The organism is Sphingomonas sp. Y38-1Y, from assembly GCF_032391395.1.
In the GTDB taxonomy this organism is placed as follows: Bacteria; Pseudomonadota; Alphaproteobacteria; order Sphingomonadales; family Sphingomonadaceae; genus Sphingomonas.
The window spans coordinates 923,770-950,212 of the sequence record NZ_CP135916.1 but is presented as its reverse complement, the minus strand read 5'-3'; the positions used below and the strand labels follow the sequence as shown (position 1 = coordinate 950,212).

The window sequence follows — 26,443 nt, the reverse complement described above, 5'->3', positions numbered from 1 at the left end:
TCCGCACATCATTCGGAACGTTCACCAACCCGGTGCGGTTCTTCGCCTCGATCTAGGAGGACCGTCATGCACCGGAAGCCCGCTCGATGAAGGCGTCACGCACGCAAACCGCCGTTGCCGTCGGCGCCGTCGCCATGGGCCTGCTCGCCCTGGCACGCAGCAGCGCCGGCAAGCACACCCCCACCGCCACCGGCAACGCCCCCGGCCGCACCGCGCGTCGCGAGCGGTTCGGCCGCTACCGTGTCGTCGGCAAGACGGTGACGGTCAGCAAGCCGTCCCGCGACGAGCTCTTCGCCTTCTGGCGCGACTTCACCAACTTGCCGGCGTTCATGGAGAACCTGAACGCCGTCCGCCCGGCGGGCCAGGGCCGCTGGGAATGGGAAATCGTTGCACCGGGCGAGACCAGCGTGAAGGTGGTGACCGAGATCGCCAGCGAACGCGCGGGCGAACTGATCGTGTGGCGTTCGGTCGAAGGATCGAGCATCGATACCGAGGGCCGCGTCGCCTTCCGCGACGCCCCCGGCGGCCGCGGCACGCAGGTCGAGCTCGTCGTCGCCTATGTGCCGCCCGCGGGCGGCGCCGGCGTGGCGATCGCCAAGCTCCTGCAGCGCGAGCCCGAGCAGCAGGCGCGGCGCGACCTTCGCCGCTTCAAGGCGCTGATGGAAACGGGCGAGATCCCGACCAGCGACAACCGGATCGAGACGGAGAAGGCCTGATGCGCGCGCTCACCTATCACGGCAAGAAGGACGTCCGCGTCGACACCCACCCGGATCCGGGCATCGTCAACCCGCGCGACGCGATCATCAAGATCACCGCGACGGCGATCTGCGGTTCGGACCTCCACCTCTATGACGGCGTGATCCCCGGCTTGATGTCGGGCGACATCCTCGGCCACGAGTTCATGGGCGAGGTGGTGGAGACCGGCCCCGGCTCGACACTCCGCAAGGGCCAGCGCGTCGTCGTCCCTTTTACCATCTCCTGCGGCAGCTGCTTCTTCTGCGAGAAGCAGCAGTTCAGCGCCTGCGACAATTCGAACCCGGTCGAGAAGCGCGACATTTCCGAGCCGCTCTATGGCCAGCCGATGAGCGGGCTGTTCGGCTATTCGCACATGACCGGCGGCTATCCCGGCGGTCAGGCCGAATATGTCCGCGTGCCGTTCAGCGACGTCGGCCCGATCGTCATCGAGAATGACGACCTGGAAGACGAGAAGGTGCTGTTCCTCTCCGACATCCTGCCCACCGGCTGGATGGCGGCGGAGAATGCGGAGATCGAGGGCGGCGACACCGTCGCGGTCTGGGGCGCGGGACCTGTCGGCTTGTTCGCGGCGCAGAGCGCGCGGATCATGAACGCCGCGCGCGTCATCGTCATCGACCATCACCCGCACCGACTGGAGCTTGCCGCGGGGCTCGGCTGCGAGACGCTCAATTTCCGCGAGGTCGACGTCCGCGAGGCCTTGCTCGAGATGACCGGCGGGATCGGCCCCGACGCGGTAATCGACGCGGTCGGCATGGAGGCGCACGGCTTTGCCATCGACAACATGCTCGACGTCGCCAAGCAAACTGTCGGCATGGGCGCCGACCGCGCGAGCGCGCTCAAGCAGGCGCTGCTCGCCTGCCGCAAGGGTGGCCGCGTCTCGATCCCCGGCGTCTATGGCGGGATGACCGACAAGTTCCCGCTCGGCGCGCTGATGGAAAAGGGCCTCAAGATCGGCACCGGCCAGACGCACGTCCAGCGCTATACCAAGAAGCTGCTCGGCCTGATCGAGGAAGGAAAGATCGACACCACCTTCCTCATCAGCCACCGCCTGCCGCTCGAACAGGCACCGGACGGCTATTTCAACTTCAAGAACTACCAGAACGAGTGGACGAAGGTGGTGCTGAAGCCGGGGACGTAACTCTTCTTCGTCACCCCGGACTAGTTCCGGGGTCCACCGAGCCGCACCCTCAGCGGCGGCTTGGCTGGTGGTCAGGTGGACCCCGGAACAAGTCCGGGGTGACGACTTGGCTAGAGGCAAGCCTTTCAAATATGCTTGTACCCCGGCGAAGGCCGGGGTCCAGTTGCGGTGAACTGGGTTGGCGGGCGACGCCCTCCCCAACTCAAGCTTTCCCAGCTGGGCCCCGGCCTTCGCCGGGGCACAAGCCCTCACTCCGCATAGATCATCCGCCGCGTCATCCCGCCGTCGACGACGATCTGCTGCCCCGTCACGAACCCGGCCCCCTCGCTCGCCAGCCATGCCACCGTCGCGGCGATGTCTCGCGGCTCGCCGACGCGGCCGACGGGATGCTGCGTCCGGTCGACCTCGCGATGCGCCGCCGCTTGGCGTTCAGCGGACTTCTGCCACGGTCTCGTCTCGATCCAGCCGGGGAGCACCGCATTGACGCGGATCGCCGGCCCCAGGCTGACCGCCAGCGCGTGCGTCATCGCGCAGAGCGCGCCCTTCGCCGCGGCATAGCCCTCGCACATCGGCTCCGACTGGAGCGCACGCGTCGAGGCCATCAGGACGATGCTCGCGCCCGCCCGCGCCCGCAGCCGAGGCACCCCGCCGCGCACCATCAGGAACGCGCCCGTCACATGGCTGTCCTGCCAGCGCCGCCAGTCGGTCAGGCTCGCTTCCTCGATCGGCCCGATCACCGGATCGGCAAGCCCGGCATTGGACACGAGCAGGTCGATGCCCGGCACCTCGCCCGCCTTCGCCTGCCACTGGTCGATCGCCTCATAGGCGGCGGCGACCGCCCGCTCGCTCGACACGTCGCATTGGCGCGCCAGCAGGCTGTCGCCCGGCATCTCGGCGCCCAATTCCTCGACCGCCTCCCCATCCAGGTCGAGCGCCGCCACCCGCCAGCCCTGGCCGAGCAGATGCTGGACAAGTCCCTTGCCGATCCCCTGCGCCCCACCCGTCACCACCGCCGTCCGCGCCATCGCCGTCTCCTTTAAAAGCGGCAACGCGGGATGCGGCGAAACGCCCAATCGCCCGGAGATCGGCGCTAGATCAGTTCCTTGAGCGGCACGCTCGCGTCCGTCAGCCGGTCGGGCGCGATCACCGCACCAGCCTCCACCAGCTTGCGCCCCTGGACATAGTCCTTGACCCGGTTGACGCAGTCGAGCGCGATCACCCGGCCGCCGCGCAGGTACACGACCGAGAAGCTGCGAGCCGCCACGTCGCCGCGGACGATCGCCGCGTCATGCCCCGCCGACAACCCGACCGTCTGGAGCTTGAGGTCGTACTGGTTCGACCAGAACCACGGCACCGCGTCGTAATCGCCCGGCTCGCCGACGAGCTGCCGGGCGACGACGTTGGCCATGTCGTTGGCGTTCTGCACCGACTCCAGCCGGATCACCGCGCCGTCTGCATAGCGGTTGGCATGCGCCGCGCAGTCGCCGATCGCGAAGACGTCCGGCAGCGTCGTCCGGCACGCTTCATCGACCCGCACCCCGTTGCCGCCCTCGGCGCCCGCCGCCAGCAGCGGCTCGACCGCGGGGACGATACCGATGCCAACGATCACCAGATCCGCGGGCACCTCCTCGCCGCCCGCCAGTTGCACGCCGTCGACGCGGCCCTCGCCGATCAGACAATCGACCGCGGCTGAGAGGCGGAGCGTCACGCCATGCGCGCGATGCTCGGCCTCGTAGAAGCGCGACAGCGGCTCGCCCGCGACGCGCGCGAGGACGCGGTCCTGCGCCTCGATCACCGTCACCGCCAAGCCCCGCTTGGCGAGCACCGCTGCCGCCTCCAGCCCGATATAGCCGCCGCCCACCACGACCACTCGCCGTGCGCCCGCCAGTTCTCCGCCAAGCGCATCGACGTCCGCGCGCGTCCGGATCGCATGCACGCCGGCAAGGTCGTGTCCCGCACAGGCAAGCCGCCGCGGCGCACCCCCCGCTGCCCAGATCAGCGTGCCGTACCCGATCGCCGTGCCGCCCTCGTCGGTGGCAGTCCGCGCCTCGGCATCGATTGCGACGATGCGTCGGCCGGTCAGCATCGCCACGTCGCGGTCGGCCCAGAAGGACGCCGGCCGGATCAGCAACCGCTCGAACGGCTTTCCCCCGGCGAGATAGTCCTTGCTGAGCGGCGGGCGCTCATAGGGGAGCTCGGGCTCCTCGCCGACGATGGCGATGCTGCCCGCATAGCCGCGCTGGCGAAGCGCGATCGCCGCCTGCGCGCCGCCATGCCCCGCGCCGACGATCAGGACGTCATAGGCGCTCACTTCAGCCGCGCGGCATGCCAGGCCAGGTGATCGGCCATGAAGGTCGAGATGAAGTGGTAGCTGTGGTCGTATCCCGGCTGCATCCGGAGCGTCAGGTCGATTCTCGCGGCGCTGCACGCCTCGGCCAGCAACTCCGGGCGAAGCTGCTCGGCGAGGAAATTGTCGGCATCGCCCTGATCGACAAGCAGTTCGGGCAGCCGCGCGCCATCCTCGATCAGCGCCACCGCGTCGTGCCGCCGCCACGCCGCGCGATCGTCGCCCAGATAGCCGCCCAGCGCCTTCTGCCCCCACGGCACCTGCGACGGCGCAACGATCGGCGCGAACGCGCTGACCGCCCTGTAACGATCGGAGTGCGAGAGGCCGATCGTCAGCGCGCCATGCCCGCCCATCGAGTGACCCATGATCCCCTGCGCATCCATGTCGGCCGGGAACTGCTCGGCGACCAGCGCCGGCAGTTCCTGCGTGACATAGGACCACATCCGATAATGCCGGTCGAACGGCGCCTGCGTCGCATCGACATAGAAGCCCGCGCCCAGCCCGAAGTCATAGGCGCCTGCCGGATCGTCGGGTACGTCCTCGCCCCGCGGCGAGGTGTCTGGCGCGACGAAGATCAGGCCGTGCTCGGCACAAGCACGGCGATACTCGCCCTTGTCGGTGACGTTGGCGTGCGTGCAGGTCAGGCCCGACAGATACCAGATGACCGGCAGCCTTGCCCCGGCCGCATGCTCCGGCACATAGACCGAGAAGGTCATCTCCGTGCCCGTCGCCGACGAGGCATGGCGATAGATGCCCTGCGTGCCGCCAAAGGCACGCGCGGTCGACACGGTCTCGATCGTCACGCCGCCACCGGCATTCGCTGCGGCGAGCCGTCGCCGACATTGTGCGTGCCCTTGGGCTCCATGTTGAGGATGCGGACCTCGCCGTGCCGCGCGACGGGGCGATGCTCGACCCCGCGCGGCACGACATAGAGGTCGCCAGGCCCGAGCGTCACCGTGCCGTCGCGAAGCTCGATGTCGAGCGTCCCGTCGAGCACCAGGAAGAGGTCGTCCGTATCCGCATGGCTGTGCCACACGAACTCGCCCTCCGCCTTGATGATGCGGATGTCGTTGCCGTTGTAGCTGCCGACGATCCGCGGCGCCCAATGCTCGGCGAAGCTGTCGAACTTCGCCGGCAGGTTGACCGGATCGATCATGCTGGCGGCCGATAGGCGGCGCAAAGCTTGTTGCCGGTGGGATCGCGGAGATAGGCGAGGTGCAGCGGCCCGAACGGCGAGTTGCGCACGCCCGGCGGATCCTCGATCGCGGTGCCGCCATGCGCGAGGCCGGCTTCATGCCACGCCTCGATCTGCTCGGGGCTCTCACACGCGAAACCGACGGTGCCGCCATTGGCATGGCAGGCGGGCTCGCCGTTGATCGGCGTGGTCAGCATCAGCATCGCCCCCTTGTGGCGATAGACGACGCGGCCCTTGGGATCCTCGAACCCCGGCTTCGCGCCGAGCGTGCCGAGCAGCGCGTCATAGAAGGTGCGGGAGGCGGCCATGTCGTTGGCGCCGAGCATCACGTGGCTGAACATCGTGTTCTCTCCTTTAGTAGACGACGACGCTGCGGATGCTTTCGCCCGCATGCATCAGGTCGAAGCCCTTGTTGATCTCCTCCAGCCCCATGACGTGGGTGATCATCGGGTCGATCTCGATCTTGCCGGTCATGTACATGTCGACGATCTTGGGCACGTCGGTCCGCCCCTTCGCGCCGCCGAACGCCGTTCCCCGCCAGTTGCGCCCGGTGACGAGCTGGAAGGGCCGCGTCGCGATCTCCTTGCCCGCCTCGGCCACGCCGATGATGATGCTGGTGCCCCAGCCGCGGTGGCACGCCTCCAGCGCGGTCCGCATCACGTCGGTATTGCCGGTCGCATCGAACGTATAGTCGGCGCCGCCGTCGGTCATCGCGACGATGCGGGCGACGACGTCCTCGCGGCTCATGCCCTTCGAATCGAGGAACTCGGTCATGCCGAAGCGGCGGCCCCACGCCTCGCGGTCCGGGTTGATGTCGACGCCGATGATCCGGTTTGCCCCGGCCAGCTTCGCTCCCTGAATGACGTTCAGGCCGATGCCGCCCAGCCCGAACACGACGACATTGTCGCCCACCTGCACCTTGGCAGTGTTGATGACCGCGCCCACGCCCGTCGTCACGCCGCAGCCGATATAGCAGCTCGTCTTGAACGGCGCGTCCTCGCGGATCTTGGCGACCGCGATCTCGGGCAGCACGGTGAAGTTCGAGAAGGTCGAGCAGCCCATGTAGTGGAAGATCGGCTGCCCCTTGTAGGAGAAGCGCGTCGTGCCGTCGGGCATCAGCCCCTTGCCCTGCGTCGCGCGGATCGCGGTGCACAGGTTGGTCTTGCCGGACAGGCACGACTTACACTGGCGGCACTCGGGCGTGTAGAGCGGGATGACATGGTCGCCGGGCACGACGCTGGTGACGCCCGCACCCACCTCGCGCACGATCCCCGCGCCCTCATGCCCCAGCACGCTCGGGAAGATGCCCTCGCTGTCGAAGCCGTCGAGCGTATAGGCATCGGTATGGCAGATGCCGGTCGCCATGATCTCGACCAGCACTTCGCCGGCCTTCGGCCCCTCCAGGTCCAGCTCGACGATCTCGAGCGGCTGCTTCGCCTCGAATGCGACGGCGGCGCGGGTCTTCATGGGGCAACTCCTTGGGCAACGCGTCCGCCCCCTATGCGACAGGACGGCGCGCGTTGAAAGCGGGCTGCGTGCGTGCCCATGTTCCTTTATTGTTCCGGCATGGCCGCCGAGTCGCCCCCGATCCTCGCCTTGCCGCCGCGGCCGCTGCGCTGGCTGTTCCTCGACCTCAACAGCTATTTCGCCAGCGTCGAGCAGCAGCTCCAGCCCGAGCTGCGCGGCCGCCCGGTGATCGTCGCGCCGGTCGACAGCGACACGACGGTCGCGATCGCCGCCTCGATCGAGGCCAAGCGCTACGGCATCTCGACCGGCACCCCGGTGTGGGAGGCGAAACGCCTGTGCCGCGACCTGGTCGTCACCCCCGCGCGCCACCGCCGCTACGTCGAGTTTCACGACGCGATCGTCGAGGAGATCTGGCGGCACATCCCCGTCACCAAGGTGTGCTCGATCGACGAGGTCGCCTGCCGCCTGCTCGACAACGAGAACGACCGCGACAGCGCGGTGGCGCTGGCGCGGCGGATCAAGGCGGGTATCCTCGACAATGTCGGCGAGTGCCTGCGCTCCTCGGTCGGGATCGCCCCCAATCGCCTTCTCGCCAAGCTCGCCTCCGACATGGAGAAGCCGGACGGTTTGACGGTGCTGGAGGGCGCGGAGCTGCCGCAGCGGTTGTTCGGGCTCAAGCTGCGCGACATCGCCGGCATCGGCCCCCGGATGGAGCGGCGGCTGGCGGTCGACGGGATCAACGACATCGCCGATTTGTGCGCGCGCCGGCCGCGCGATGCCGGGACCGCATGGGGCGGCACCGACGGCGACCGGCTCTGGTATTTGCTCCACGGCGTCGACTTGCCGTCCAAGCCGACGCAGAGCCGCACGATCGGCCACAGCCATGTGCTGAGTCCGGCCAGGCGCGGGCTGGAGCCCACCCGCCTCACCGCCCGCCGCCTCGCGCTCAAGGCCGCGAGCAGGCTCCGCCGCAAGGGCTATCGCGCGCGGCTCCTGATCCTCCACGGCAAGTTCGAGGACGACAAGTCCAGTTGGCGCGCGTCGGTGAAGCTGCCGGTGACGCAGGACAGCTTCGTCATCCTCCATGCGCTTGACGGCTTGTTCCCGCGCCTCGCCGCGGCCGGCCGGCTGCGCCCCGGCGGCTTTCGGCTGCGCATGGTCGGCGTGACCCTGGCGGAGATCGAGCCGGTGACCGGCGACCAGGGCTCGCTGTTCGCGATGCTCGATCCCGACGATCCGCTCGCGCGAGAGACCCGGGGCCTCGCGCTCAGCCGCGCGATGGACCGGATGAACGAACGGTTCGGGCGAAATGCGGTGACGGTCGGCCCGCTCGGCGGCGGTCGCATCGACCGCGTCGGCACCAAGATCGCCTTTGGCCGCATCCCTGAAATCAACGAGTTCCACGAGTGAAGTCGTACGCAACAGCAACAATATTGCGCCGCACCCCGATATCGCCTTTCAGCAACATTTCTCTCTCTTGACGGCCCATGCTGCATCGGCGAAGCGTGCGGCCCGTATGAAGTACACCCTCCCCCTCGCCGCGGTTGCCGCCGCGCTTTCGCTCGCCGCGTGTCAGAACGAGCCTGAGGTCGTCAACGCCCTCCCGCCCGATCCGCTCGCGTCGCAACTCGCCAACGCCGCGCCGGTCGAACTGCCGCCGGCGATGAAGGGTTCGGTCTCGTTCCGCTGCCAGCCGGGCAACAGCCTCGTGTTCGTCGACTTCTTCGCGGGCGACAAGCTGGCCAACCTGCGCACCGAAAAGGGTGGCACGCCCACCGTGCTCACCGCGCCGGAGGCGGGTCAGCCGCTGACGGCCGAGGGTGGCTATTCGCTCACCGGCGACATGAAGAACATCAAGGTCACGATCCCAGGCAAGGGTGACCTGTCCTGCCACGTCTGATCGCGGCATCGTCGACATGAAATCAGGGTCGCTGCGGCATCGCAGCGGCCCTTTTTTGCGCTCGCCGCCCTTGCGCATGGCGGGTGGAGGCGGCAGCTTCGCCGCTCTGGATCGACCACAGGAGCGTACGTGGCGGTTGTCGCGATCTACAGCCTGAAAGGCGGCGTCGGAAAGACGACGCTGGCGGTCAACCTGGCCTGGTGCGCGGCGCAATTGTCGGCGCGGCGGACGCTCGTCTGGGATCTCGACCCCCAGGCCGCCTCGACCTGGCTGCTCGGCGGCGACACCAAGCCGCGCGATCAGGCGCAAGCGGTCTTCACCCGCGACGTCGAGGTCGAGCGCCTGATCCGCCCGACCGGGATCGAGCGGATCGACCTGATCGGCGCCGACGCCTCGCTGCGTAGCCTAGGCCGCGTGTTTCACGAGCTCGACAAAAAGAAGCGGCTGGCCAAGCTCGTCGCCTCGCTCGACAAGGCCTATGACCGGCTGATCCTCGACTGCCCGCCGGGCCTCACTGAAACCAGCGAGCAGGTGATGCGCGCCGCCGACCTGATCGTCGTGCCGGTGATCCCCTCCCCGCTCTCGACCCGCGCGTTCGACGAGGTCGTGCGCCATCTCGACGGCAAGCGCGGACGTGCCGCGCTGATGCCCGTACACGCGATGGTCGACCGGCGGCGGAAGCTGCATGCCGAGGCGCTGACCGCCGAGCCCGACTGGCCCGTCATCCCGATGGCGAGCATGGTCGAGGCGATGGCGGCCCGCCGCGCGCCCGTCGGCAGCTTCGCGCCCCGCAGCGCCGCCGCGCGCGCGTTCGGCGATCTATGGCAGGCGGTCGAGCGCCGCCTAGCCGCGGCGGCATGACGCGGCGGCTGTCGCTCTATCAGCGGCTCGATCCCGAGCTCGTCCTGCGCGCCTATGCGATGGGCGTGTTCCCGATGGCCGACCACCGCGACGCGCCCGGCGTCTATTGGGTCGAACCGCGGATGCGCGGCGTGCTGCCGCTCGATGGCTTTCGCCTGTCGCGGTCGCTGCGCAAGACGATCGCGAGGGATCGATTCCGCGTCACCGTCGATCAGGCCTTCGACGCGATCGTCGCGCTGTGCGCGGAAAGCGCGGGCGACCGGCCGGAGACCTGGATCAACCCACCGATCGCGCACGTGTTCGCGCGGTTGAACGAGACGGGCTATGCGCATTCGGTCGAGTGCTGGGACGGCGACCGGCTGGTCGGCGGCCTTTATGGGCTCGCGCTCGGCTGCGCCTTTTTCGGCGAGAGCATGGTCAGCCGCGCGACCGATGCGTCGAAGGTCGCGCTCGCGTGGCTCGTCGCGCGGCTGCGCGCGGGCGGCTTCACCCTGCTCGATTGCCAGTTTCAGACCGATCACCTGCGCTCATTGGGCGCGGTGGAGATCCGGCGCGATGCCTATATGGCGTTGTTGAGCGAGGCGCTCGGCCCGTCGGCGGGCGGGCTGGTCGCGGGCGTGCCGGTAGTGGCTGGCGAGTTCGGCGCACTCGAGCGCTTGGGCGCGGCCTTGCCCGATGCGGCGCCCTTGTCCAGCGGCACCGTGTCCGCGCCGCCGCTCGGGAAGGACATCGTGCAGCTCTTGACCCAGACGTCATAGATGGGGTGGCGAACGACGTTGAGCGCCGGCCGCTCGGCATAGAGCCAGCCCGAAAAGACGCGCTGCCACCGACGCTCGACATTCTGCACGTCTAGCTGGACAAACGCGCCGGTATATTGCTCGGGCTCCCACGGCCCCGTCCGCTCGCACGCGCGCAGCCGCACGACGACGTTGCCGGCGCGCAGCGCCTGGCCCGGCTTCATCGTCAGGTCGCGGCTTTCGCCGCTCCGCTTGTTGAGCAGACCGAGCACCGCCACACGCTGCGCCATCGGCGTCACGCCGGTGGTGGCGATGGTTGCGGTTTCGGCAGGCGCCACGACCTCGCCATTGGCGGGCGCGCCAGGGGCCGCTGCATCAGGGACGGGGAGCGAGGCGTTGGCGGGCGGCGGTGCCGCCTCCGGCACCTGCGATCGGCGCCACGCGGCGACGCCGAACCATGCGCCGATCGCGATCAGCAGCGCCGCGACCGCGGCACCGATCCACTTGACCCGCGCGCTCACGCGTCGGGCGACCAGGCCTCGTAATCGCCGGTCGCGCGGACGCGCTCACCGCCCTTTTCGAGCGTGCCGGGCGGACGATAGGCGAGCGGCGTGCCGGTCATATTGGCGAGCGGCGGTTGCTGCCACTGGCGGACCGGCGGCAGTGCGCGGTCGGGCACGTCGTCGATCTGGTGGTGCAGCCAGCTGAACCATTCGGGTGGCACGCGGCTGGCGTCGTTCGAGCCGGCATAGATCACCCAGCGGCGCGGGCGTCCGGCGGTGTCCTTGCCGCCCTGCCAATAGACGTTGCCGTCGTCGTCGGTGCCGACCTTGGTCTTGCCGCGCAGCCCGGCCAGCGTGCCGACGGTGGCGCCGTTCCACCAGGTGAAGATGTTCAGACCCATGGTTCCACTCGCTAGGCTACCCGCGCCGCCGGCCTTAGCGCGGCGGCAGGGGCGATGGCAACGCCGGTAGAGTTGTTTGGGAACGGGCCGGAGCCCGTTCGGCCTTCAACGAATTACCGCCGGAACGGGTCTTCGAACAGCGGCTTGGGCGCGACCACGCCGCCATTCTCGGCATCGCGCGCGGCCTGCTCGCGCTCGGCGCGGAGCTGCTCGAGCAACGCCTCGCGGTCGCCCTCCAGCCGCGTATCGGGCTGCGCCTCGATCCCCGCCGCCTTCGCGGCCTTGGCCACCAGCGCATCGAGCTCGCGCTGCGAGCAGAGGCCCAGCGTCACCGGATCCTTCGGCGTGATGTTGCCGATGTTCCAGTGCGTGCGGTCGCGGATCGCCGCGATCGTCGTGCGCGTGGTGCCGATCAGCTTGCCGATCGCGCCGTCCGAAATCTCGGGATGGTTGCGGATGATCCAGGCGATGCCGTCGGGCTTGTCCTGGCGCTTGCTGACCGGCGTATAGCGCGGCCCCTTGGTGCGGCGGACCTGCTCCGGACCCTTCAGCATCTGAAGCTGATAGTCGGGGTTCGCCTGACCCTTCTCGATCTCGTCCATCGTCAGCTCGTGCGCGCGGACGGGGTCGCGGCCGGTCAGCTTGGTCGCGGCGGTATCGTCGGCGATCGCCTGCACTTCCAGGATGTGGAGGCCGCAGAAATCGGCAATCTGCTCGAACGAGAGCGAGGTGTTGTCGACCAGCCAAGAGGCGGTCGCGTGCGGCATGAGCGGCTGGGCCACGGCCAATCTCCGAATGCGAAAACAATAAGGGCCACCCGTCGCCGGGTGGCCGCTAACCTGACCAATCTAATGCAACGCCCTGCAAAGGGCAAGCGATGTTCAGGCGGCGACGGCCGGCCGGTGGATGGCGACCAGCGCGTCGAGGAACTGGCCCGCACTCGCTTCCCAGGTGAAGCCGCGGCCATAGGCGGCGCACCGTCCCCGGTCGCACGCGAGCGCGGCGGCGATCGCGGTATCCAGCTCCTCGTCCATCGCGCCGGTCTCGGGCGTCAGCACGTCGACCGGCCCCGTCACCGGATAGGCCGCGACCGGCGTGCCGCAGGCGAGCGCCTCGATCATCACCAGGCCAAAGGTGTCGGTGCGGCTGGGAAACACGAACACGTCCGCCCCGGCATAGCATTGCGCGAGCTCGTCGCCGAACCGCGCACCCAGGAACACCGCGTCGGGATAGGCTGCCTCCAGCTGCGCCCGCGCGGGGCCGTCGCCGACGACCACCTTGGTGCCCGGGTGGTGCGTCTTCAGGAACGCCTCGATATTCTTCTCGACCGCGACCCGGCCGACATAGAGCTGGATCGGCCCGGCCAGGCCGGCGAGCGCCGGGTGCGGCTCGACGCCGGCATGGAAGCGCGCCAGGTCCACGCCCCGCCCCCAATGCCGCACCTGGGTGAGCCCATGCGCTTCCAGCGTCCGGCGGATCGACGGGGTGGAGGCGAGCACCGCCTGCGCGGGCGCATGGAACCAGCGGATATAACGCCAGATCCACTCCGCCGGGACACCCGACCGCGCCGAGACATAGTCGGGAAACTGCGTGTGATAGGCGGTGGTAAACGCATAGTCGTGGCGCAGGCACCATCGCCGCGCCGCCACGCACACCGGTCCCTCGGTCGCCAGATGCACCGCGTCGGGCGCGAATTCCTCGATCAGCGCGCCCACCGCGCCGGTCGTCGCCATCGCCAGCCGGATCTCGGGATAGGTCGGGCACGGCACCGAATAGAACAGGTCGGGCGAGATCACCTCGACCACATGCCCCTGCCCTTCGAGAACCTGACGCACCGATTTCAGCGTACGGACGACGCCATTGACCTGCGGTTCCCAGGCGTCGGTGACGATGGCGATACGCATCGGCGCGTGAGCCGCGGTCAGGCCGCCGCCCGCGTCGTCGCGGCCGTCAGTGCCGCTTCTCTCGCCTTGATCTCGTCCGCCCAGAGCAGGATCTCCATCCGGCCGTCGTGATGCTCAACGAGCGCGGTGCACCCTTCGACCCAATCGCCGTCGTTATAATAATCGATTCCGTCGATCCGGCGATAGTCCGCGGTGTGGATGTGTCCGGCGATCACCCCGTCGACACCGCGGACGCCCGCCTCGTGCGCGACGATCTCCTCGAATTTGGAGATGAACTCGACCGCGTTCTTGACCTTGTGCTTGGCGTATTTGCTGAGCGACCAGTAAGGCAGGTTCGCCGCGCGGCGATACAGGTTCACCCAGCGGTTGAGGACCATCATCACATGGTACGCCGCGTCGCCAAGGTGCGCGAGCCAGCGGTGCGAGAGCGTGATCGCGTCGAACTCGTCACCATGCAGGACGAGCAGCCGGCGCCCGTCGGCGGTGGTGTGGATCGCCTGCCGCTTGATCCGCACGCCGCCGAAGTCGAGCCCGGTGAACTGGCGGAACATTTCGTCATGGTTGCCGGGAATGTAGACGATGTCGGTGCCGCGCTTGGCACGCTTCAGGATGCGCCAGACGATGTCGTTGTGGCTGGCGGGCCAGTAGAACTTCTTCTTTAGCTGCCACCCGTCGAAGATGTCGCCGACCAGGTACATCGTCTCGCTGTCGACATGGTCGAGGAAGTCGATCAGCATCTCGGCATTGCAGCCGCGCGTGCCCAGATGGACGTCGCTGATCCAGATCGTTCGATAGCGGCGGCGGACGATCCCGTCCCGCTCGGGCCGCTGCGGTGCGCTGGCGGCGAAGTCGAACAGGTCGGCAGCCTCGAACGGCAGCTTGGTGACGGTGCCCATGGCATGTTCCCCGGCAAGCGATTGGCTTGAACCGCGATGGCCGAGGATTGTTACATGAGCGCGGCGGGAGGGTTACGGGGTTGTGATGCCTCGGTCTTCAGATCGTCAGCACGATCTTCCCCACATGGTCCCCCGCTTCCATCCGCGCATGCGCGTCGGCCGCGCGCTCCAGCGGGAAGGTCACGTCCATCACCGGCTTCAGCCGTCCCGCCTCGACATGCGGCCAGACGGTGCGGGCGAGTTCGTCGGCGACCATCGACTTGAACCCCGTGTCGCGCGGGCGCAGCGTCGAGCCCGTCAGCGTAAGCCGCCTACGCATGATGTCGAAGATCGGGATCGTCGCCTCCGCCCCGCGCTGCACGGCGATCGACACGTGACGCCCGTCCTCGGCCAGACACTTGAGGTTGCGCGGCAGATAGTCGCCGCCAACCATGTCGAGCACCACCGCGACGCCGCGCCCGCCGGTGATCCGCTTCACCGCCTCGACGAAGTCGTCCGCCTTGTAGTCGATCGCGTGATCCGCGCCGAGCTCAAGCGCCCGCGCGCACTTGTCCGCCGACCCGGCCGTGACGATGATCTCGACCCCGAACAGCTTGCACAGCGAAATGGCCATCGTGCCGATGCCGCTGGTGCCGCCATGGACCAGCACCGTGTCGCCTTCACTGGCAAAGCCGCGCTCGAACAGGTTGGTCCAGACGGTGAACAGCGTCTCCGGGATCGCCGCCGCCTCGACCATCGACAGGCTCTCCGGCACCGACAGGCACTGACCCGCGGGCGCGACGCAATATTCGGCATAGCCGCCGCCGGCGACCAGCGCGCACATCGGCTGGCCGATCAGCGCGGGCTCCACGCCCTCGCCCACGGCCACGACCTCGCCCGCGATCTCCAGCCCCGGGATCGACGGCGCGCCCGGCGGCGGCGCATAGCCGCCCTGGCGCTGGAGCACGTCGGGGCGGTTGACCCCCGCGGCGGCGACGCGGATCAGCACCTCGCCCTCGCCCGGTTGCGGCACGCGCCGCTCGACCAGGCGCAGCACCTCGGGTCCGCCCGGCGTTTCGGGATCGATCGCGCGCATCGTCTCGGCTCGTTCCATCACGCGTTCCCCCGATCCATCGCCGCCCCATATGTCGATGGTGAATCCCGCGCTTATTGACATCGAAGCCCGGGCGGTCAACGCTCCCGACCATGGACGCCGACGATAATCTGCCGCGGCGCAGCGACGATCCCGTCGCGATGCTGGCGCGCCAGGATCTCGATCCCCTCTCGATCGAGGAGCTGGGCGCGCGCATCGCCGCACTGGAGGCCGAGATCGAGCGCGTGAAGGCGCATCGCGATCGCGCCGGCGGGCACCGAAAGAGCGCCGACGCGCTGTTCCGCCGATGATGCCGGGCCGCATCCCTTACCTGCGGCCCCGCCCGATCCCGACCGTCTTGCACACCGCGCTACCGCACCCGACATTGCAGTCCCGGGTCGCGAGTCCCCCTGCGGCCCCACCGGAGTAATTCCCCAAATGCCGTCCTTCGCATCCGCCCTCGAATCCACGCTGCACAAGGCGCTGGAGGCCGCGTCCTCGCGCCGCCACGAATATGCGACGCTCGAGCACCTTCTCCTCGCGCTCGTCGACGACGAGCATGCGTCCAAGGTGATGAGCGCCTGCGGCGTCGACCTGGGCGATCTCAAGACCACCGTCGCGCACTATCTCGATACCGAGCTCGAGGCGCTGAAGGTCGAGAACGTCACCGACCCCTCGCCCACCAGCGGGTTCCAGCGCGTCGTCCAGCGCGCGATCCTCCACGTCCAGTCCTCGGGCCGGGACGAGGTGACCGGCGCCAACGTGCTCGTCGCTTTGTTCAGCGAGCGCGAGAGCTACGCCGTCTATTTCCTCCAGCAGCAGGACATGAGCCGCCTGGATGCCGTCAGCTTCATCAGCCACGGCGTCGGCAAGGGCGGTGCGCCCACGGAGGCTCGCGAGGTCAAGGGCGCCGAGGAGGAAAAGCCCCAGCCCAAGCAGGCCGACAAGAACCAAAAGGGCGAAAGCGCGCTCAAGCAGTTCACCGTCGACCTCAACGAAAAGGCCAAAAACGGCAAGGTCGATCCGCTGATCGGCCGCGGGCCGGAAGTCGACCGCACCGTCCAGATCCTCTGCCGCCGGTCGAAGAACAACCCGCTCTATGTGGGCGATCCCGGCGTCGGCAAGACCGCGATCGCCGAGGGCCTGGCGCGCAAGATCGTCGAGGGCGACGTCCCCGACGTGCTCAAGCCCGCGGTCATCTATTCGCTTGACATGGGCGCGCTGCTGGCCGGCACGCGCTATCGCGGCGATTTCGAGGAGCGGCTGAAGCAGGTCGTGTCGGAGCTCGAGAAGCTGCCGCACGCGGTCCTCTTCATCGACGAGATTCACACCGTCATCGGTGCCGGCGCGACCAGCGGCGGGGCGATGGACGCGTCTAACCTCCTCAAGCCCGCACTGTCGGGCGGTACGATCCGCTGCATCGGGTCGACCACCTACAAGGAGTTCCGCAACCACTTCGAAAAGGATCGCGCGCTGCTGCGCCGGTTCCAGAAGATCGACGTCAATGAGCCGACGGTCGAGGACACGATCAAGATCCTCGCCGGCCTGCGCTCTGCGTTCGAGGAGCATCATTCGGTCAAGTACACGCCCGACGCGATCAAGTCGGCGGTCGAGCTCTCAAGCCGCTACATCAACGACCGCAAGCTCCCCGACAAGGCGATCGACGTGATCGACGAGGTCGGCGCGATGCAGATGCTGGTGCCCCCAGCCAAGCGCAAGAAGGTCATCACGCCCAAGGAGATCGAGCAGGTCATCGCGACCATGGCGCGGATCCCGCCGAAGACGGTGTCGAGCGACGACACGCGCGTGCTCGCCAACCTGGAGACCGACCTGAAGCGCGTGGTGTTCGGCCAGGATACCGCGATCGAGGTGCTGTCCTCGGCGATCAAGCTCAGCCGCGCGGGGCTGCGCGATCCCGACAAGCCGATCGGCAACTACCTCTTCTCCGGCCCCACGGGCGTCGGCAAGACCGAAGTCGCCAAGCAGCTTGCCGAGATCATGGGCATCCCGCTCCAGCGGTTCGACATGTCCGAATATATGGAGCGCCACTCGGTCAGCCGGCTGATCGGTGCGCCCCCGGGCTATGTCGGCTATGACCAGGGCGGCCTGCTCACCGACGCGGTCGACCAGAACCCGCACAGCGTGCTGCTCCTCGACGAGATCGAGAAGGCGCATCCCGACCTGTTCAATATCCTGCTGCAGGTGATGGACAACGGGAAGCTGACCGACCACCACGGCAAGACCGTCGACTTTCGCAACACCATCCTCATCATGACCACCAACGCCGGTGCGTCGGACATGGCGAAGGAGTCGATCGGCTTCGGCGAGATCGCGCGCGAGGACGTCCAGGAAGAAGCGGTGAAGAAGCTCTTCACCCCCGAGTTCCGCAACCGCCTCGATGCGATCGTGCCGTTCGCCTATCTGCCGCCGGCGGTGGTCAACCGCGTCGTCGACAAGTTCATCCTCCAGCTCGAGCTTCAGCTCGCCGACCGCGGCGTTCACATCCGCCTCGACGACGAGTCCAAGACCTGGCTGACCGAGCGCGGCTATGACAAGCTCTATGGCGCCCGCCCGATGGGCCGCCTGATCCAGGAAAAGGTCAAGCAGCCGCTCGCCGAGGAGCTTCTGTTCGGCAAGCTCGTCCATGGCGGTGAAGTCAGCGTTAAGCTGAAGGACGGCGCCCTCGCCTTCGAGATCATCCCCGCCCCGCCCAAGAAGGCGAAGCGCAAGGGTGGCAAGAAGTCCGAGGAAGCGAAGGCGGAATAAGGCCTACATTGGCCCAACCACGACTGTCACCCCGGACTTGATCCGGGGTCCCGCTTCTTCCTTACCTGACAGGCAAGAGGAAGCGGGACCCCGGCTCTGAGACCGGGGTGACGTACGCTTGCGAATAACGGCGGCAGCCTAGAAGAACACCGCCGCGTGCGCGGTCAGCTTGTGCCCCGCATCGTCCAGATCGGCGAACGGCGATCCTGCCACCGCATCGGTATCGATGTCCGTGCCCGAATAGCGCAGCCCCAGCGCCAGCGGCCCGAACCGCTGCTCCACCCGCACGCCCCAGTCGACATAGCTCATGCCCTCCGGCCGCAACCGCGCGGCGCGGATCAGGTCGTCGGTCGACCCCGACGTCCGCCCGACATGCGCCGCCACCTCGATGCCCGTCAGCGGGATCGACCCGCTCGCGCGCGCCTGAAGGTAGAGATTGTCGCCGCCGATCGCGTCCTGCTTGGGCGCATAGCTGCCGCCCAAATCGAGTTGCAGCGGCCCCAACGCATAGCCGAGCGTCAGGTCGAGCTCGCCGTAGTCGGCCTTGCTCGCCGCGCCCGCGAAGAAGTGGCCGGTGACGCCGCCCGTCAGCGACAATCCGCTGGCCAGATCGCGCGAATAGCTCGCGGAGCCGTCGAACACCATGTCGGCGCCGTCATGCCGGATCGCGCCGCGCGTCGTCGTCGCGCGCGCATCGACGCGCAATCCAGCCAGCGGAACCGAGACGATCGCATCGAGCGCCGGATCGCCGTCGCTCCAGCTCAGGCCGCGGCGGCGATGGTCGGTCGTCGCCTCGATCGAGGCGGTCGGGCGCGACAATTCCTGCGCCTGCGCCGCGGGGGCGCCGACGCCGACACCAGCGCCGGCACTCGCGATCGCAAGCACCAGCGCCAAGCCATGCCGATCACCCATTCGGACGCATCGCCGCGAGCTCGGCAACCAGGGTCGCCCGGTCATTCTCGGCCGCGGCGACCAGCCGGTCGCGGATCGCGGGGCTGCGGCGCGCGACATTATCCTCGATCGCGGGGCGCGCGGTCTGGCAGGCGCCCGGATGCACGCCCTTCAGCGTCCGGTCGGTGGCGACGGGGCGCGCGGCGGCGGGCGCCGCATCCAGCGCGCGCTCGACCGTCACTGCCGCGGTCCAGGCACATTGCTGGCGCGAGGGGCGGTTGGGCGTGTGCGCGCCAATCGTCTTGGTGTCGAGCGCGACCCGCGCGCGATAGGTGGCGGCATGCTCGGTGCCGGCGTGAGCGACGGTGACTCGATGCTCCAGCATCTCACCCAGCGTCAGCGCGGCGAGCGTGAGGGCGATGGACATGGGCTCTCCTCTATTGTCCTGTGGCGTTCCTGCGGTGCGCCGGCTGTCGCCGGTCTGCGACAGACCAATGCGCGGGACGCGCTCATTCTCCAAGCGCAACAAGAAATTACAGGAGCGAAAAGAGCCTCAGAGGCCATTCCCAGGGAATGCTGAGATTGCTCCCTTGGAGCGGGCCATCAGTTAGGCCGCGGCGGCTATCGCCGCCGAGTGGCGAAGCCGAAATCCCGCCCCGCGGGATTTCAAGTCTTCGTCACTCCCACTCGATCGTGCCGGGCGGCTTGCTCGTATAGTCATAGGTTACGCGGTTGATGCCGCGCACCTCGTTGATGATCCGCGTCGCAACGCGCGGCAGGAAGTCGCCCGGAAAGCCGAACGCCTCCGCCGTCATCCCGTCGGTCGATGTGACCGCGCGCAGCGCCAGCACGCTGTCATAGGTCCGCCCATCGCCCATCACGCCAACTGACCGCACGGGGAGCAATACCGCGAACGCCTGCCAGATCGCGTCATAGAGCCCCGCGTTCCGGATCTCTTCGAGGTAGATCGCGTCGGCCTTGCGCAGGATGTCGCAGCGCTCCTTCGTCACCTCGCCGGGGATGCGAATGGCAAGGCCGGGTCCGGGGAACGGATGGCGGCCGACGAAGATCTCCGGCAGGCCGAGCTCGCGGCCCAGCGCGCGCACCTCGTCCTTGAACAGCTCGCGCAGCGGCTCGACGAGCTTCATGTCCATCCGCTCGGGCAGGCCGCCGACATTATGGTGGCTCTTGATCGTCACCGACGGCCCGCCGGTGAAGCTGACGCTCTCGATCACGTCGGGATAGAGCGTGCCCTGCGCCAGGAACTCAGCGCCGCCGATCTTCCGGGCTTCGTCCTCGAACACGTCGATGAACGTCTTGCCGATGAACTTGCGCTTGGCCTCCGGATCGGTGACCCCGGCCAGGCCTGACAGGAACAGCGTCTCCGCGTTCACATGGACGAGCGGAATGTTGTAGTGGCCGCGGAACAGGCTGACGACCTGATCGGCCTCGCCGGCGCGCATCAGGCCGTGATCGACGAACACGCAGGTCAGCTGCTCGCCGATCGCCTCGTGGATCAGCACCGCCGCCACCGCCGAATCGACGCCGCCCGACAGGCCGCAGATCACCCGACCCTTGCCCACCTGCGCGCGGATGTCGGCGATCTTGGCGGCGCGGAATTCGGCCATCGACCATTCGCCCGACGCGCCGCAGACATGCCGCACGAAATTGGCGAGCAGCCGCGCGCCGTCCGGCGTGTGCACGACCTCCGGGTGGAACTGCATGGCGTAATAGCGGCGCGAGTCATCGGCGATCACCGCATAGGGCGCGCCGGGGCTCGCCGCGACGGGGCGGAAGCCGGGAGCGAGCGCGGTCACCTTGTCACCGTGGCTCATCCACACCTGATGACTCTCGCCCTCGCCCCACATGCCGTCGAACAGCGCACAGGGCTCGGCCACCTCGATGAAGGCGCGGCCGAACTCGCCCGAATCGCCCTTCTGCACCGCGCCGCCCAGCTGGTGCATCATCACCTGCTGGCCGTAACAGATGCCAAGGACGGGCAGGCCGCTGTCGAAGATCACCTGCGGCACGCGCGGGCTTCCGTCGTCCAGGACGGAGGCGGGACTGCCCGACAGGATGATGCCCGCCGGCTTCAGCCGCTCGAACGCCTCGGCGGCGGCGGTGAAGGGCGCGATTTCGGAATAGACGCCGGCCTCGCGCACGCGCCGCGCGATGAGCTGCGTCACCTGGCTGCCGAAGTCGACGATGAGGATGGATTCGGTGGGTTCGACCATGCGCCCATCTAGCGGACGCGGCGCCGAGGGCAAGGGCTACCCTCCCCCGCGACAAGCGCGAGGGAGGGAGCCGGGATCAGTTCTCGATGCGCCAGACGATCGGCGGCAGGCGAAGCTGCGTCGCCGTCTTGTTGCCGAGCGCGTCGCGTGCGGGCTCGAAGCGGCCGTTGCGAAGCGCCAGGCGGCACGTCGCGGCATCGAGCGCCTCGCTGCCGCTGCCCGTCACCACGTCGCAACCGGTCGCTCGCCCGTTCGCGCCGATCGAGAGGCGGATCGACACGCGCCCCTCGATCCCGGCGCGCAGGGCGGCCGAGGGATATTCACTGCGCGGGAACCACTCGCCCACTGCACCCCGTGCCGCGGCACCGCGCGAGAGATCGGCGGCGGGCGTCGGCGTGATCGTCGGCGACGGGATCGGCGCCGGCTTCATATCGGTGACGGGCGGCAGCAGCACGATGTCGGGCGTGCCGCTCACCAGTGGCGGCGTATCGACCTTGACGATCGGATCGGTAACCAGCGGCTTGGTCTCCGGAATCATCGAGGTCGTCAGCGTCTCGATCTTCTTGGGCGGGACCACGTCCGGTGGCGGCGGCGGCACGTCCTTGATGTTATAGGTTTCGAGCGGCTTGTCGGCGATGCGGTCGACGAACTGGATGGCGAGGCCGGATAGAAGCGCGGCAATGATGCCGCCCTGGACCAGCCCGACAAGGCCGATCGCCACGATCCGTTCCCGTCCGGAGCCTGAATTGGCATAGGACATGGTGGGCATCCTCTCTATGGCCGCTCCACCCCATCGGCGGATGCGGTCATGTTATGCTATCACATGCCCGCATCCGCGCAATCGCGATTATAGTTGTTCCTCAAACCGTTATTGGACGGGCTTGATGTCCAGCCCCGTCCACTTGGCGGCAAAGGCATAGAGGTCCGACGTCTCCTCGATGATCTTGTCGGTCGGCTTGCCGCTGCCATGGCCGGCGCGCGTCTCGATGCGGACGAGGTGCGGCTTGGGGCCGATGTCGCTCGCCTGAAGCTGAGCGGTGTATTTGAAGGTATGGCCCGGCACCACGCGGTCGTCGGTGTCCGCCGTCGTCGCCAGGATCGCCGGATAGGTCTTGCCCGCGGCGACGTTGTGATACGGCGAATAGGCGCGCAGGGTCCGGAAATCCTCGGCCTTCGACGGATAGCCGTAATCGTCCACCCAATAGCGGCCCGCGGTGAAGCGGTCGAAGCGCAGCATGTCCATCACCCCCACCGCCGGCAGCGCGGCGGCGAACAGGTCGGGCCGCTGGTTGACCACCGCCCCGACGAGCAGCCCGCCGTTCGATCCGCCCTGGATGGCGAGGCCATCCTTCTTCGTGATGCCCTCGGCGATCAGATACTCGCCCGCCGCGATGAAGTCGTCGAAGACGTTCTGCTTGTTCTTGAGGCGCCCGCCGTCATGCCACGCCTTGCCATACTCGCCGCCACCGCGGATGTTGGCGAGGACGAACACGCCGCCCTGCTCCAGCCACGCGATCCGCGCCGCGGAGAAGGCAGGCGTGTAGCTGACGTTGAACCCGCCATAACCCCACAGCATCGTCGGCGCGGGGCCGGTCACGTCCTTGCGCCGTACGACGAACATCGGCACCCGCGTGCCGTCCTTCGAGGCATAGAAACGCTGCTCGACCCCGTAGCGTGAGGGATCGAACGCCACCTTCGGCGCGGCCCAGGGCGTCGCCGCCCCCGTCTTCACGTCATAGCGATAGATGGTCGTCGGCACGTTGAAGCTGGTGAAGGCGTAGAACGCCTCGTCCTGATCGGCGTCGCCTGAGATGCTGGCGACCGTACCTACGCCCGGCAGCGCCAGCTTGCCCAGCGACTTGCCATCCGGAGTGAAGCGGCGCACCTCGCTCTTGGCATCGACCATATAGGCGATCATCAGCTGACCGCCGACCAGGCCGGCGCTCTCGATCACCGCCTGATCCTCGGGGACGACGTCGCGCGCGGTCGGGCTCGCCTCGGCCACGTCCATCGTCACGATCTTCGACCGCGGCGCCCCCTTGTTGGTCGACCACCAGAAGCGCGTCCCCTGGTTGCCGACATAGCCCCACTCGTTCTCCAGCCCCTTGATGAGCGTGCGCGGCTTCCACGCCGCGTCCTGAAGATCGATCAGCGTCACTTCGTAGCGATTGTCGGTGCCCTCGCTCGTCGTGATGATGAGATAGCGGCCGTCGTCGCCGACCTTGGCGGAATGCCCGCGCTTGGGAGTGGCCGGCGTCGAATAGACGAGCCGGTCGGCCGATTGCGGCGTCCCCACCTTGTGGAAATAGACCGCCTGGTTCTCGTTGAGCGCCTGGAACTGCGCCGCCTCGTCGGGTGCGGGGAAGCGCGAATAGAAGAAGCCCGACCCGTCCTTGGCCCAGCTCAGGTCCGAGAACTTGACCCACTTCAGCTCGTCGGCCAGCGGCTGGCCGGTATCGACGTCGAGCACGCGCACCGTCCGCCAGTCGGACCCGCCATCCTGGATCGAATAGACCAGCCGCTTGCCGTCCTCCGACGGCTCATACTCGCCCAGCGCCGTCGCCCCGTCCTTGGCCCAGGCATTCGGATCGATCAGCACCCGCCCCTCGCCGTTCAGGCTGTCGCGGACGTACAGCACCGCCTGGTTCTGAAGCCCCGAGTTGCGGCTGTAGAAATAGCGGCTGCCCTTCTTCTGCGGCACGCCGAACCGCTCATAGTTGAACAGCTGCGTCAGCCGCGCCTTGAACGCCGCGCGTCCCGGCAGCGTCGCGAGATAGGCGTCGGTCGCCTGGTTCTGGGCGGCGACCCATGCGGCGACCTTGGGATCGCGGCGCACGTCGTTCTCGAGCCAGCGATACGGATCCGCGATCGTCTCGCCATGGATCGTCTCGGTAACGGGGACCTTGTCGGTGGCGGGATAGGTGATGGGGGCAGTCACTGGCGCTCGCGTCTCCGGCTTGGGGTCGTCTGCCGCATGGATGGGGGCGGCGAACAGGAGCGGCAAGGTCAGCAGCGCGGCACGCATCGAATTGGTCTCCGATGATACAAGAAAGGCCGCACCCTGACGGGATGCGGCCCTTCGTGCAAGTCTCGGAGAAGACGCGGATCAGGCGGCTTCGTCGAAATCCTCGTCGCTCAGGACCGGACCCGAATCCTGGCCCTTGGCGCTGACGTCGCGGTCGACGAACTCGATGATCGCCATCGGTGCGGCGTCCGACGCGCGCGGGCCCGCCTTGATGATGCGGGTATAGCCGCCGGCGCGATCGGCATAGCGGGTCGCCAGCACGTCGAACAGCTTCACCAGCTGCGCGTCGTCGAGCAGGCGGGCATGCGCCAGACGACGGTTCGACAGGCCGCCCTTCTTGGCCAGCGTCACCAGCTTCTCGACATAGGGGCGCAGCTCCTTGGCCTTGGCCACCGTCGTCGTGATCTGCTCGTGCTTGATGAGCGCCGCCGACATGTTGCGGAACAGCGCGATGCGGTGGGCCGAGGTCCGCTGAAGCTTACGGCCGCCATACTTGTGACGCATGGATACTTCCTTCTCGTTCGTTCGGGGGCCGTGTCAGGTACCCCGGACCAGGTGGCCGTTGGAGGCCGCCACCCTTCGCCTTTCGGAACCTCCGCGAGCTTGCTCGGGGAGGGGGACCGCCGGCCAAAGGCCGGTGGTGGAGAGGCTCGACGCGGCGAAGCCGGGTCGTCGGACGGGTCGGCACGCCGACCCGCCGGCCGGGCTGTCGCCGTCTTCGGGCTAGCCGAGGCTAGCCCGATGCGGCTCAGCCCATGATCTCCTGCTCGAGCTTCTTGGCCATTTCCTCGATGTTCTCGGGCGGCCAGCCCGGGATTTCCATGCCGAGGCGAAGGCCCATGCTCGAAAGCACTTCCTTGATCTCGTTGAGCGACTTGCGGCCGAAGTTCGGCGTGCGCAGCATCTCGGCCTCGGTCTTCTGCACCAGATCGCCGATATAGATGATGTTGTCGTTCTTGAGGCAGTTGGCGCTGCGGACCGAGAGCTCCAGCTCGTCGACCTTCTTGAGCAGGTAGCGGTTGATCGTCGCGGTGTCGCCCGGCGTATCGGCGGCGGGCACCGGCAGGCCGCCGGTGGCAGCCGCAGGCGCCGCGCGCGTCATCGTCGAATCGTCGAAGTGGACGAACAGCGCCAGCTGGTCCTGAAGGATGCGCGCCGCATAGGCGAGCGCGTCGTCCGGAACCACCGTGCCGTCGGTCTCGACCGTCAGCGTCAGCTTGTCATAGTCGAGCTCCTGCCCGACGCGGGTGTTCTCGACCTTGTAGCTGACCTGGCGGACGGGCGAGTAGAGCGCGTCGACGGGGATCAGACCGATCGGCGCATCGGCCGGGCGGTTGGCGGTCGCGGGCACATAGCCCTTCCCGGTGTCGGCGGTCAGCTCCATGTTGAGCGTCGCGCCATCGTCCAGGTGGCACAGGACCAGCTCGGGGTTCATCACCTCGATGTCGCCGGTGACGGCGATGTCGCCCGCCTTGACCTCGGCAGGCCCGGTCGCCGACAGCTGAAGGCGCTTCGGCCCCTCGCCCTGCATCTTGAGCGCGATCTGCTTGACGTTGAGGACGATGTCCGTCACGTCCTCGCGAACGCCGGTCAGGCTGCTGAATTCATGCAGCACGTTCTCGATCTTGATCGAGGTGACCGCCGCGCCCTGAAGCGACGAGAGCAGCACGCGGCGTAGCGCGTTGCCGAGCGTCAGGCCGAAGCCGCGCTCCAGCGGCTCGGCGACGAACGTCGCCTTCCGCTTCGAATCGGTGCCCGACTTCTTTTCGAGGCCGTTGGGCTTCTTGAGTTCCTGCCAGTTCTTTGCGTTGACAGACACAGGCTTCCCCTGGGTTGGGCGGGAACGGGGCGCTTCCCGCCGAAACGCGGCGTCGCGCGGCGGCGCGGCCCGCCAGGCCGGCACCGCCGCGCGACGCGATAATCAAATCAGACGCGGCGGCGCTTGGACGGGCGGACGCCGTTGTGCGGGATCGAGGTCACGTCGCGGATCGACGTGATCTGGAAGCCGACCGCCTGCAGCGCGCGAAGCGCCGACTCGCGGCCCGAACCCGGACCCTTGACCTCGACCTCGAGCGTGCGGACGCCGTGCTCGGCGGCCTTGCGGCCCGCGTCCTCGGCGGCGACCTGCGCGGCGTACGGCGTCGACTTGCGCGAGCCCTTGAAGCCCATCATGCCGGCCGACGACCAGCTGATCGCATTGCCCTGCGCATCCGTGATCGTGATCATGGTGTTGTTGAAGCTGGCGTTCACGTGCGCGACGCCGGCGGTGATGTTCTTGCGCTCGCGACGGCGAAGGCGCTGCGGTTCACGTGCCATTGGAAATCATCCTGACTTTGTGTCGTGGTACGGA

General features: G+C 68.1%; 27 protein-coding genes and 1 pseudogene. 8 read left to right on the top strand and 20 right to left on the bottom strand.

All coding sequences use genetic code 11. The features are described 5' to 3' along the window. The first annotated feature begins 134 nt into the window (after nt 1-134). Together RS883_RS04355 and RS883_RS04350 are read left to right on the top strand one after the other, a co-directional pair. The gene (locus RS883_RS04355) at nt 135-716 is read left to right on the top strand and encodes an SRPBCC family protein (protein WP_315763043.1); all 582 of its coding nucleotides are present in this window, start codon (nt 135-137) and stop codon (nt 714-716) included. Next, nucleotides 716-1,894, top strand: coding sequence for a zinc-dependent alcohol dehydrogenase (locus tag RS883_RS04350; RefSeq protein ID WP_315763041.1), 1,179 nt, complete (start codon nt 716-718; stop codon nt 1,892-1,894). Before RS883_RS04355 ends, RS883_RS04350 begins: the two co-directional genes overlap by 1 nt. A 248-nt stretch (nt 1,895-2,142) precedes the next feature. On the opposite strand, the gene RS883_RS04345 is transcribed toward RS883_RS04350, so the two are convergent. The 6 genes from RS883_RS04345 to RS883_RS04320 form a co-directional block, all read right to left on the bottom strand. After that, nucleotides 2,143-2,919: an SDR family oxidoreductase gene (locus RS883_RS04345; RefSeq protein ID WP_315763039.1), complete on the bottom strand. Its 777-nt coding sequence runs from the start codon at nt 2,917-2,919 to the stop codon at nt 2,143-2,145. A 65-nt stretch (nt 2,920-2,984) separates the two neighbouring features. Beyond that, a complete protein-coding gene (locus RS883_RS04340; RefSeq protein WP_315763037.1) occupies nt 2,985-4,205 on the bottom strand; it encodes an NAD(P)/FAD-dependent oxidoreductase in 1,221 nt (406 codons plus the stop codon). Further along, nucleotides 4,202-5,038 (bottom strand): S-formylglutathione hydrolase, encoded by an 837-nt coding sequence (gene fghA / locus RS883_RS04335; RefSeq protein WP_315764973.1) that lies wholly within the window; start codon nt 5,036-5,038, stop codon nt 4,202-4,204. Before fghA ends, RS883_RS04340 begins: the two co-directional genes overlap by 4 nt. 2 nt (nt 5,039-5,040) lie before the next feature. Then, entirely contained in the window at nt 5,041-5,397 is a 357-nt protein-coding gene (locus RS883_RS04330; RefSeq protein WP_315763035.1) for a cupin domain-containing protein, read from the bottom strand. After that, nucleotides 5,394-5,777 carry a VOC family protein gene (locus tag RS883_RS04325; protein ID WP_315763033.1) on the bottom strand — a complete coding sequence of 128 codons (384 nt, stop codon included), beginning with the start codon at nt 5,775-5,777 and terminating at the stop codon, nt 5,394-5,396. The genes RS883_RS04330 and RS883_RS04325 overlap by 4 nt, the downstream gene beginning before the upstream one ends. Nucleotides 5,778-5,790: 13 nt before the next feature. After that, the gene (locus tag RS883_RS04320; protein ID WP_315763031.1) at nt 5,791-6,903 is read right to left on the bottom strand and encodes an S-(hydroxymethyl)glutathione dehydrogenase/class III alcohol dehydrogenase; all 1,113 of its coding nucleotides are present in this window, start codon (nt 6,901-6,903) and stop codon (nt 5,791-5,793) included. A gap of 99 nt (nt 6,904-7,002) precedes the next feature. Here RS883_RS04320 and RS883_RS04315 point away from each other — a divergent pair, with 99 nt between their 5' ends. From RS883_RS04315 to aat, 4 genes are all read left to right on the top strand, one after another. Beyond that, nucleotides 7,003-8,313, top strand: a complete 1,311-nt coding sequence (locus RS883_RS04315; protein WP_315763029.1) for a type VI secretion protein ImpB — start codon at nt 7,003-7,005, stop codon at nt 8,311-8,313. Between the two features lie 106 nt (nt 8,314-8,419). Continuing rightward, the gene (locus tag RS883_RS04310) at nt 8,420-8,803 is read left to right on the top strand and encodes a hypothetical protein (protein ID WP_315763028.1); all 384 of its coding nucleotides are present in this window, start codon (nt 8,420-8,422) and stop codon (nt 8,801-8,803) included. A gap of 129 nt (nt 8,804-8,932) precedes the next feature. After that, nucleotides 8,933-9,664 (top strand): ParA family protein, encoded by a 732-nt coding sequence (locus tag RS883_RS04305; RefSeq protein ID WP_315763026.1) that lies wholly within the window; start codon nt 8,933-8,935, stop codon nt 9,662-9,664. Then, on the top strand, nt 9,661-10,422 hold the full coding sequence (gene aat / locus RS883_RS04300) for a leucyl/phenylalanyl-tRNA--protein transferase (RefSeq protein WP_315763024.1): 762 nt from the start codon (nt 9,661-9,663) through the stop codon (nt 10,420-10,422). The genes RS883_RS04305 and aat overlap by 4 nt, the downstream gene beginning before the upstream one ends. A 35-nt stretch (nt 10,423-10,457) precedes the next feature. Here the strand turns inward: aat and RS883_RS04295 are convergent. The 6 genes and pseudogenes from RS883_RS04295 to RS883_RS04270 all read right to left on the bottom strand — a co-directional run. Then, nucleotides 10,458-10,625 (bottom strand): annotated as a pseudogene (locus RS883_RS04295) (DUF2155 domain-containing protein); the annotation flags it as partial. Between the two features lie 293 nt (nt 10,626-10,918). Beyond that, nucleotides 10,919-11,305 (bottom strand): NADH:ubiquinone oxidoreductase subunit NDUFA12, encoded by a 387-nt coding sequence (locus RS883_RS04290; protein ID WP_315763022.1) that lies wholly within the window; start codon nt 11,303-11,305, stop codon nt 10,919-10,921. Nucleotides 11,306-11,418: 113 nt separating this feature from the next. Beyond that, complete coding sequence (locus RS883_RS04285; protein ID WP_315764971.1) at nt 11,419-12,072, bottom strand: DUF1013 domain-containing protein; 654 nt, start codon at nt 12,070-12,072, stop codon at nt 11,419-11,421. Nucleotides 12,073-12,186: 114 nt separating this feature from the next. After that, on the bottom strand, nt 12,187-13,209 hold the full coding sequence (locus RS883_RS04280) for a glycosyltransferase family 1 protein (RefSeq protein ID WP_315763020.1): 1,023 nt from the start codon (nt 13,207-13,209) through the stop codon (nt 12,187-12,189). A gap of 17 nt (nt 13,210-13,226) precedes the next feature. After that, nucleotides 13,227-14,105, bottom strand: a complete 879-nt coding sequence (locus tag RS883_RS04275; protein WP_315763019.1) for a UDP-2,3-diacylglucosamine diphosphatase — start codon at nt 14,103-14,105, stop codon at nt 13,227-13,229. Between the two features lie 97 nt (nt 14,106-14,202). Next, complete coding sequence (locus RS883_RS04270; RefSeq protein ID WP_315763017.1) at nt 14,203-15,198, bottom strand: NAD(P)H-quinone oxidoreductase; 996 nt, start codon at nt 15,196-15,198, stop codon at nt 14,203-14,205. 92 nt (nt 15,199-15,290) lie between these two features. On the opposite strand from RS883_RS04270, the gene RS883_RS04265 reads away from it, so the two are divergent. Both RS883_RS04265 and clpA read left to right on the top strand, forming a co-directional pair. Continuing rightward, entirely contained in the window at nt 15,291-15,488 is a 198-nt protein-coding gene (locus tag RS883_RS04265) for a DUF1192 domain-containing protein (protein ID WP_315763015.1), read from the top strand. 127 nt (nt 15,489-15,615) lie between these two features. Beyond that, nucleotides 15,616-17,943, top strand: coding sequence for an ATP-dependent Clp protease ATP-binding subunit ClpA (clpA, locus tag RS883_RS04260; protein WP_315763012.1), 2,328 nt, complete (start codon nt 15,616-15,618; stop codon nt 17,941-17,943). 138 nt (nt 17,944-18,081) lie between these two features. Here the strand turns inward: clpA and RS883_RS04255 are convergent, their stop codons facing one another. The 8 genes from RS883_RS04255 to rpsK form a co-directional block, all read right to left on the bottom strand. Further along, entirely contained in the window at nt 18,082-18,828 is a 747-nt protein-coding gene (locus RS883_RS04255; RefSeq protein WP_315764969.1) for a TorF family putative porin, read from the bottom strand. A gap of 19 nt (nt 18,829-18,847) precedes the next feature. Next, nucleotides 18,848-19,261 carry a hypothetical protein gene (locus RS883_RS04250; protein ID WP_315763011.1) on the bottom strand — a complete coding sequence of 138 codons (414 nt, stop codon included), beginning with the start codon at nt 19,259-19,261 and terminating at the stop codon, nt 18,848-18,850. A gap of 250 nt (nt 19,262-19,511) precedes the next feature. Further along, entirely contained in the window at nt 19,512-21,068 is a 1,557-nt protein-coding gene (gene guaA / locus RS883_RS04245) for a glutamine-hydrolyzing GMP synthase (RefSeq protein WP_315763009.1), read from the bottom strand. A gap of 76 nt (nt 21,069-21,144) precedes the next feature. Continuing rightward, on the bottom strand, nt 21,145-21,789 hold the full coding sequence (locus RS883_RS04240; protein ID WP_315763007.1) for a TonB family protein: 645 nt from the start codon (nt 21,787-21,789) through the stop codon (nt 21,145-21,147). A 147-nt stretch (nt 21,790-21,936) separates the two neighbouring features. Continuing rightward, a complete protein-coding gene (locus RS883_RS04235) occupies nt 21,937-24,093 on the bottom strand; it encodes a prolyl oligopeptidase family serine peptidase (RefSeq protein WP_315763005.1) in 2,157 nt (718 codons plus the stop codon). A gap of 81 nt (nt 24,094-24,174) precedes the next feature. After that, nucleotides 24,175-24,597: a 50S ribosomal protein L17 gene (gene rplQ / locus RS883_RS04230; protein WP_315763003.1), complete on the bottom strand. Its 423-nt coding sequence runs from the start codon at nt 24,595-24,597 to the stop codon at nt 24,175-24,177. 244 nt (nt 24,598-24,841) lie between these two features. Continuing rightward, nucleotides 24,842-25,912: a DNA-directed RNA polymerase subunit alpha gene (locus tag RS883_RS04225; protein ID WP_315763001.1), complete on the bottom strand. Its 1,071-nt coding sequence runs from the start codon at nt 25,910-25,912 to the stop codon at nt 24,842-24,844. Nucleotides 25,913-26,019: 107 nt separating this feature from the next. Next, the gene (rpsK, locus tag RS883_RS04220) at nt 26,020-26,409 is read right to left on the bottom strand and encodes a 30S ribosomal protein S11 (protein ID WP_066583941.1); all 390 of its coding nucleotides are present in this window, start codon (nt 26,407-26,409) and stop codon (nt 26,020-26,022) included. Nucleotides 26,410-26,443 lie beyond the last annotated feature (34 nt).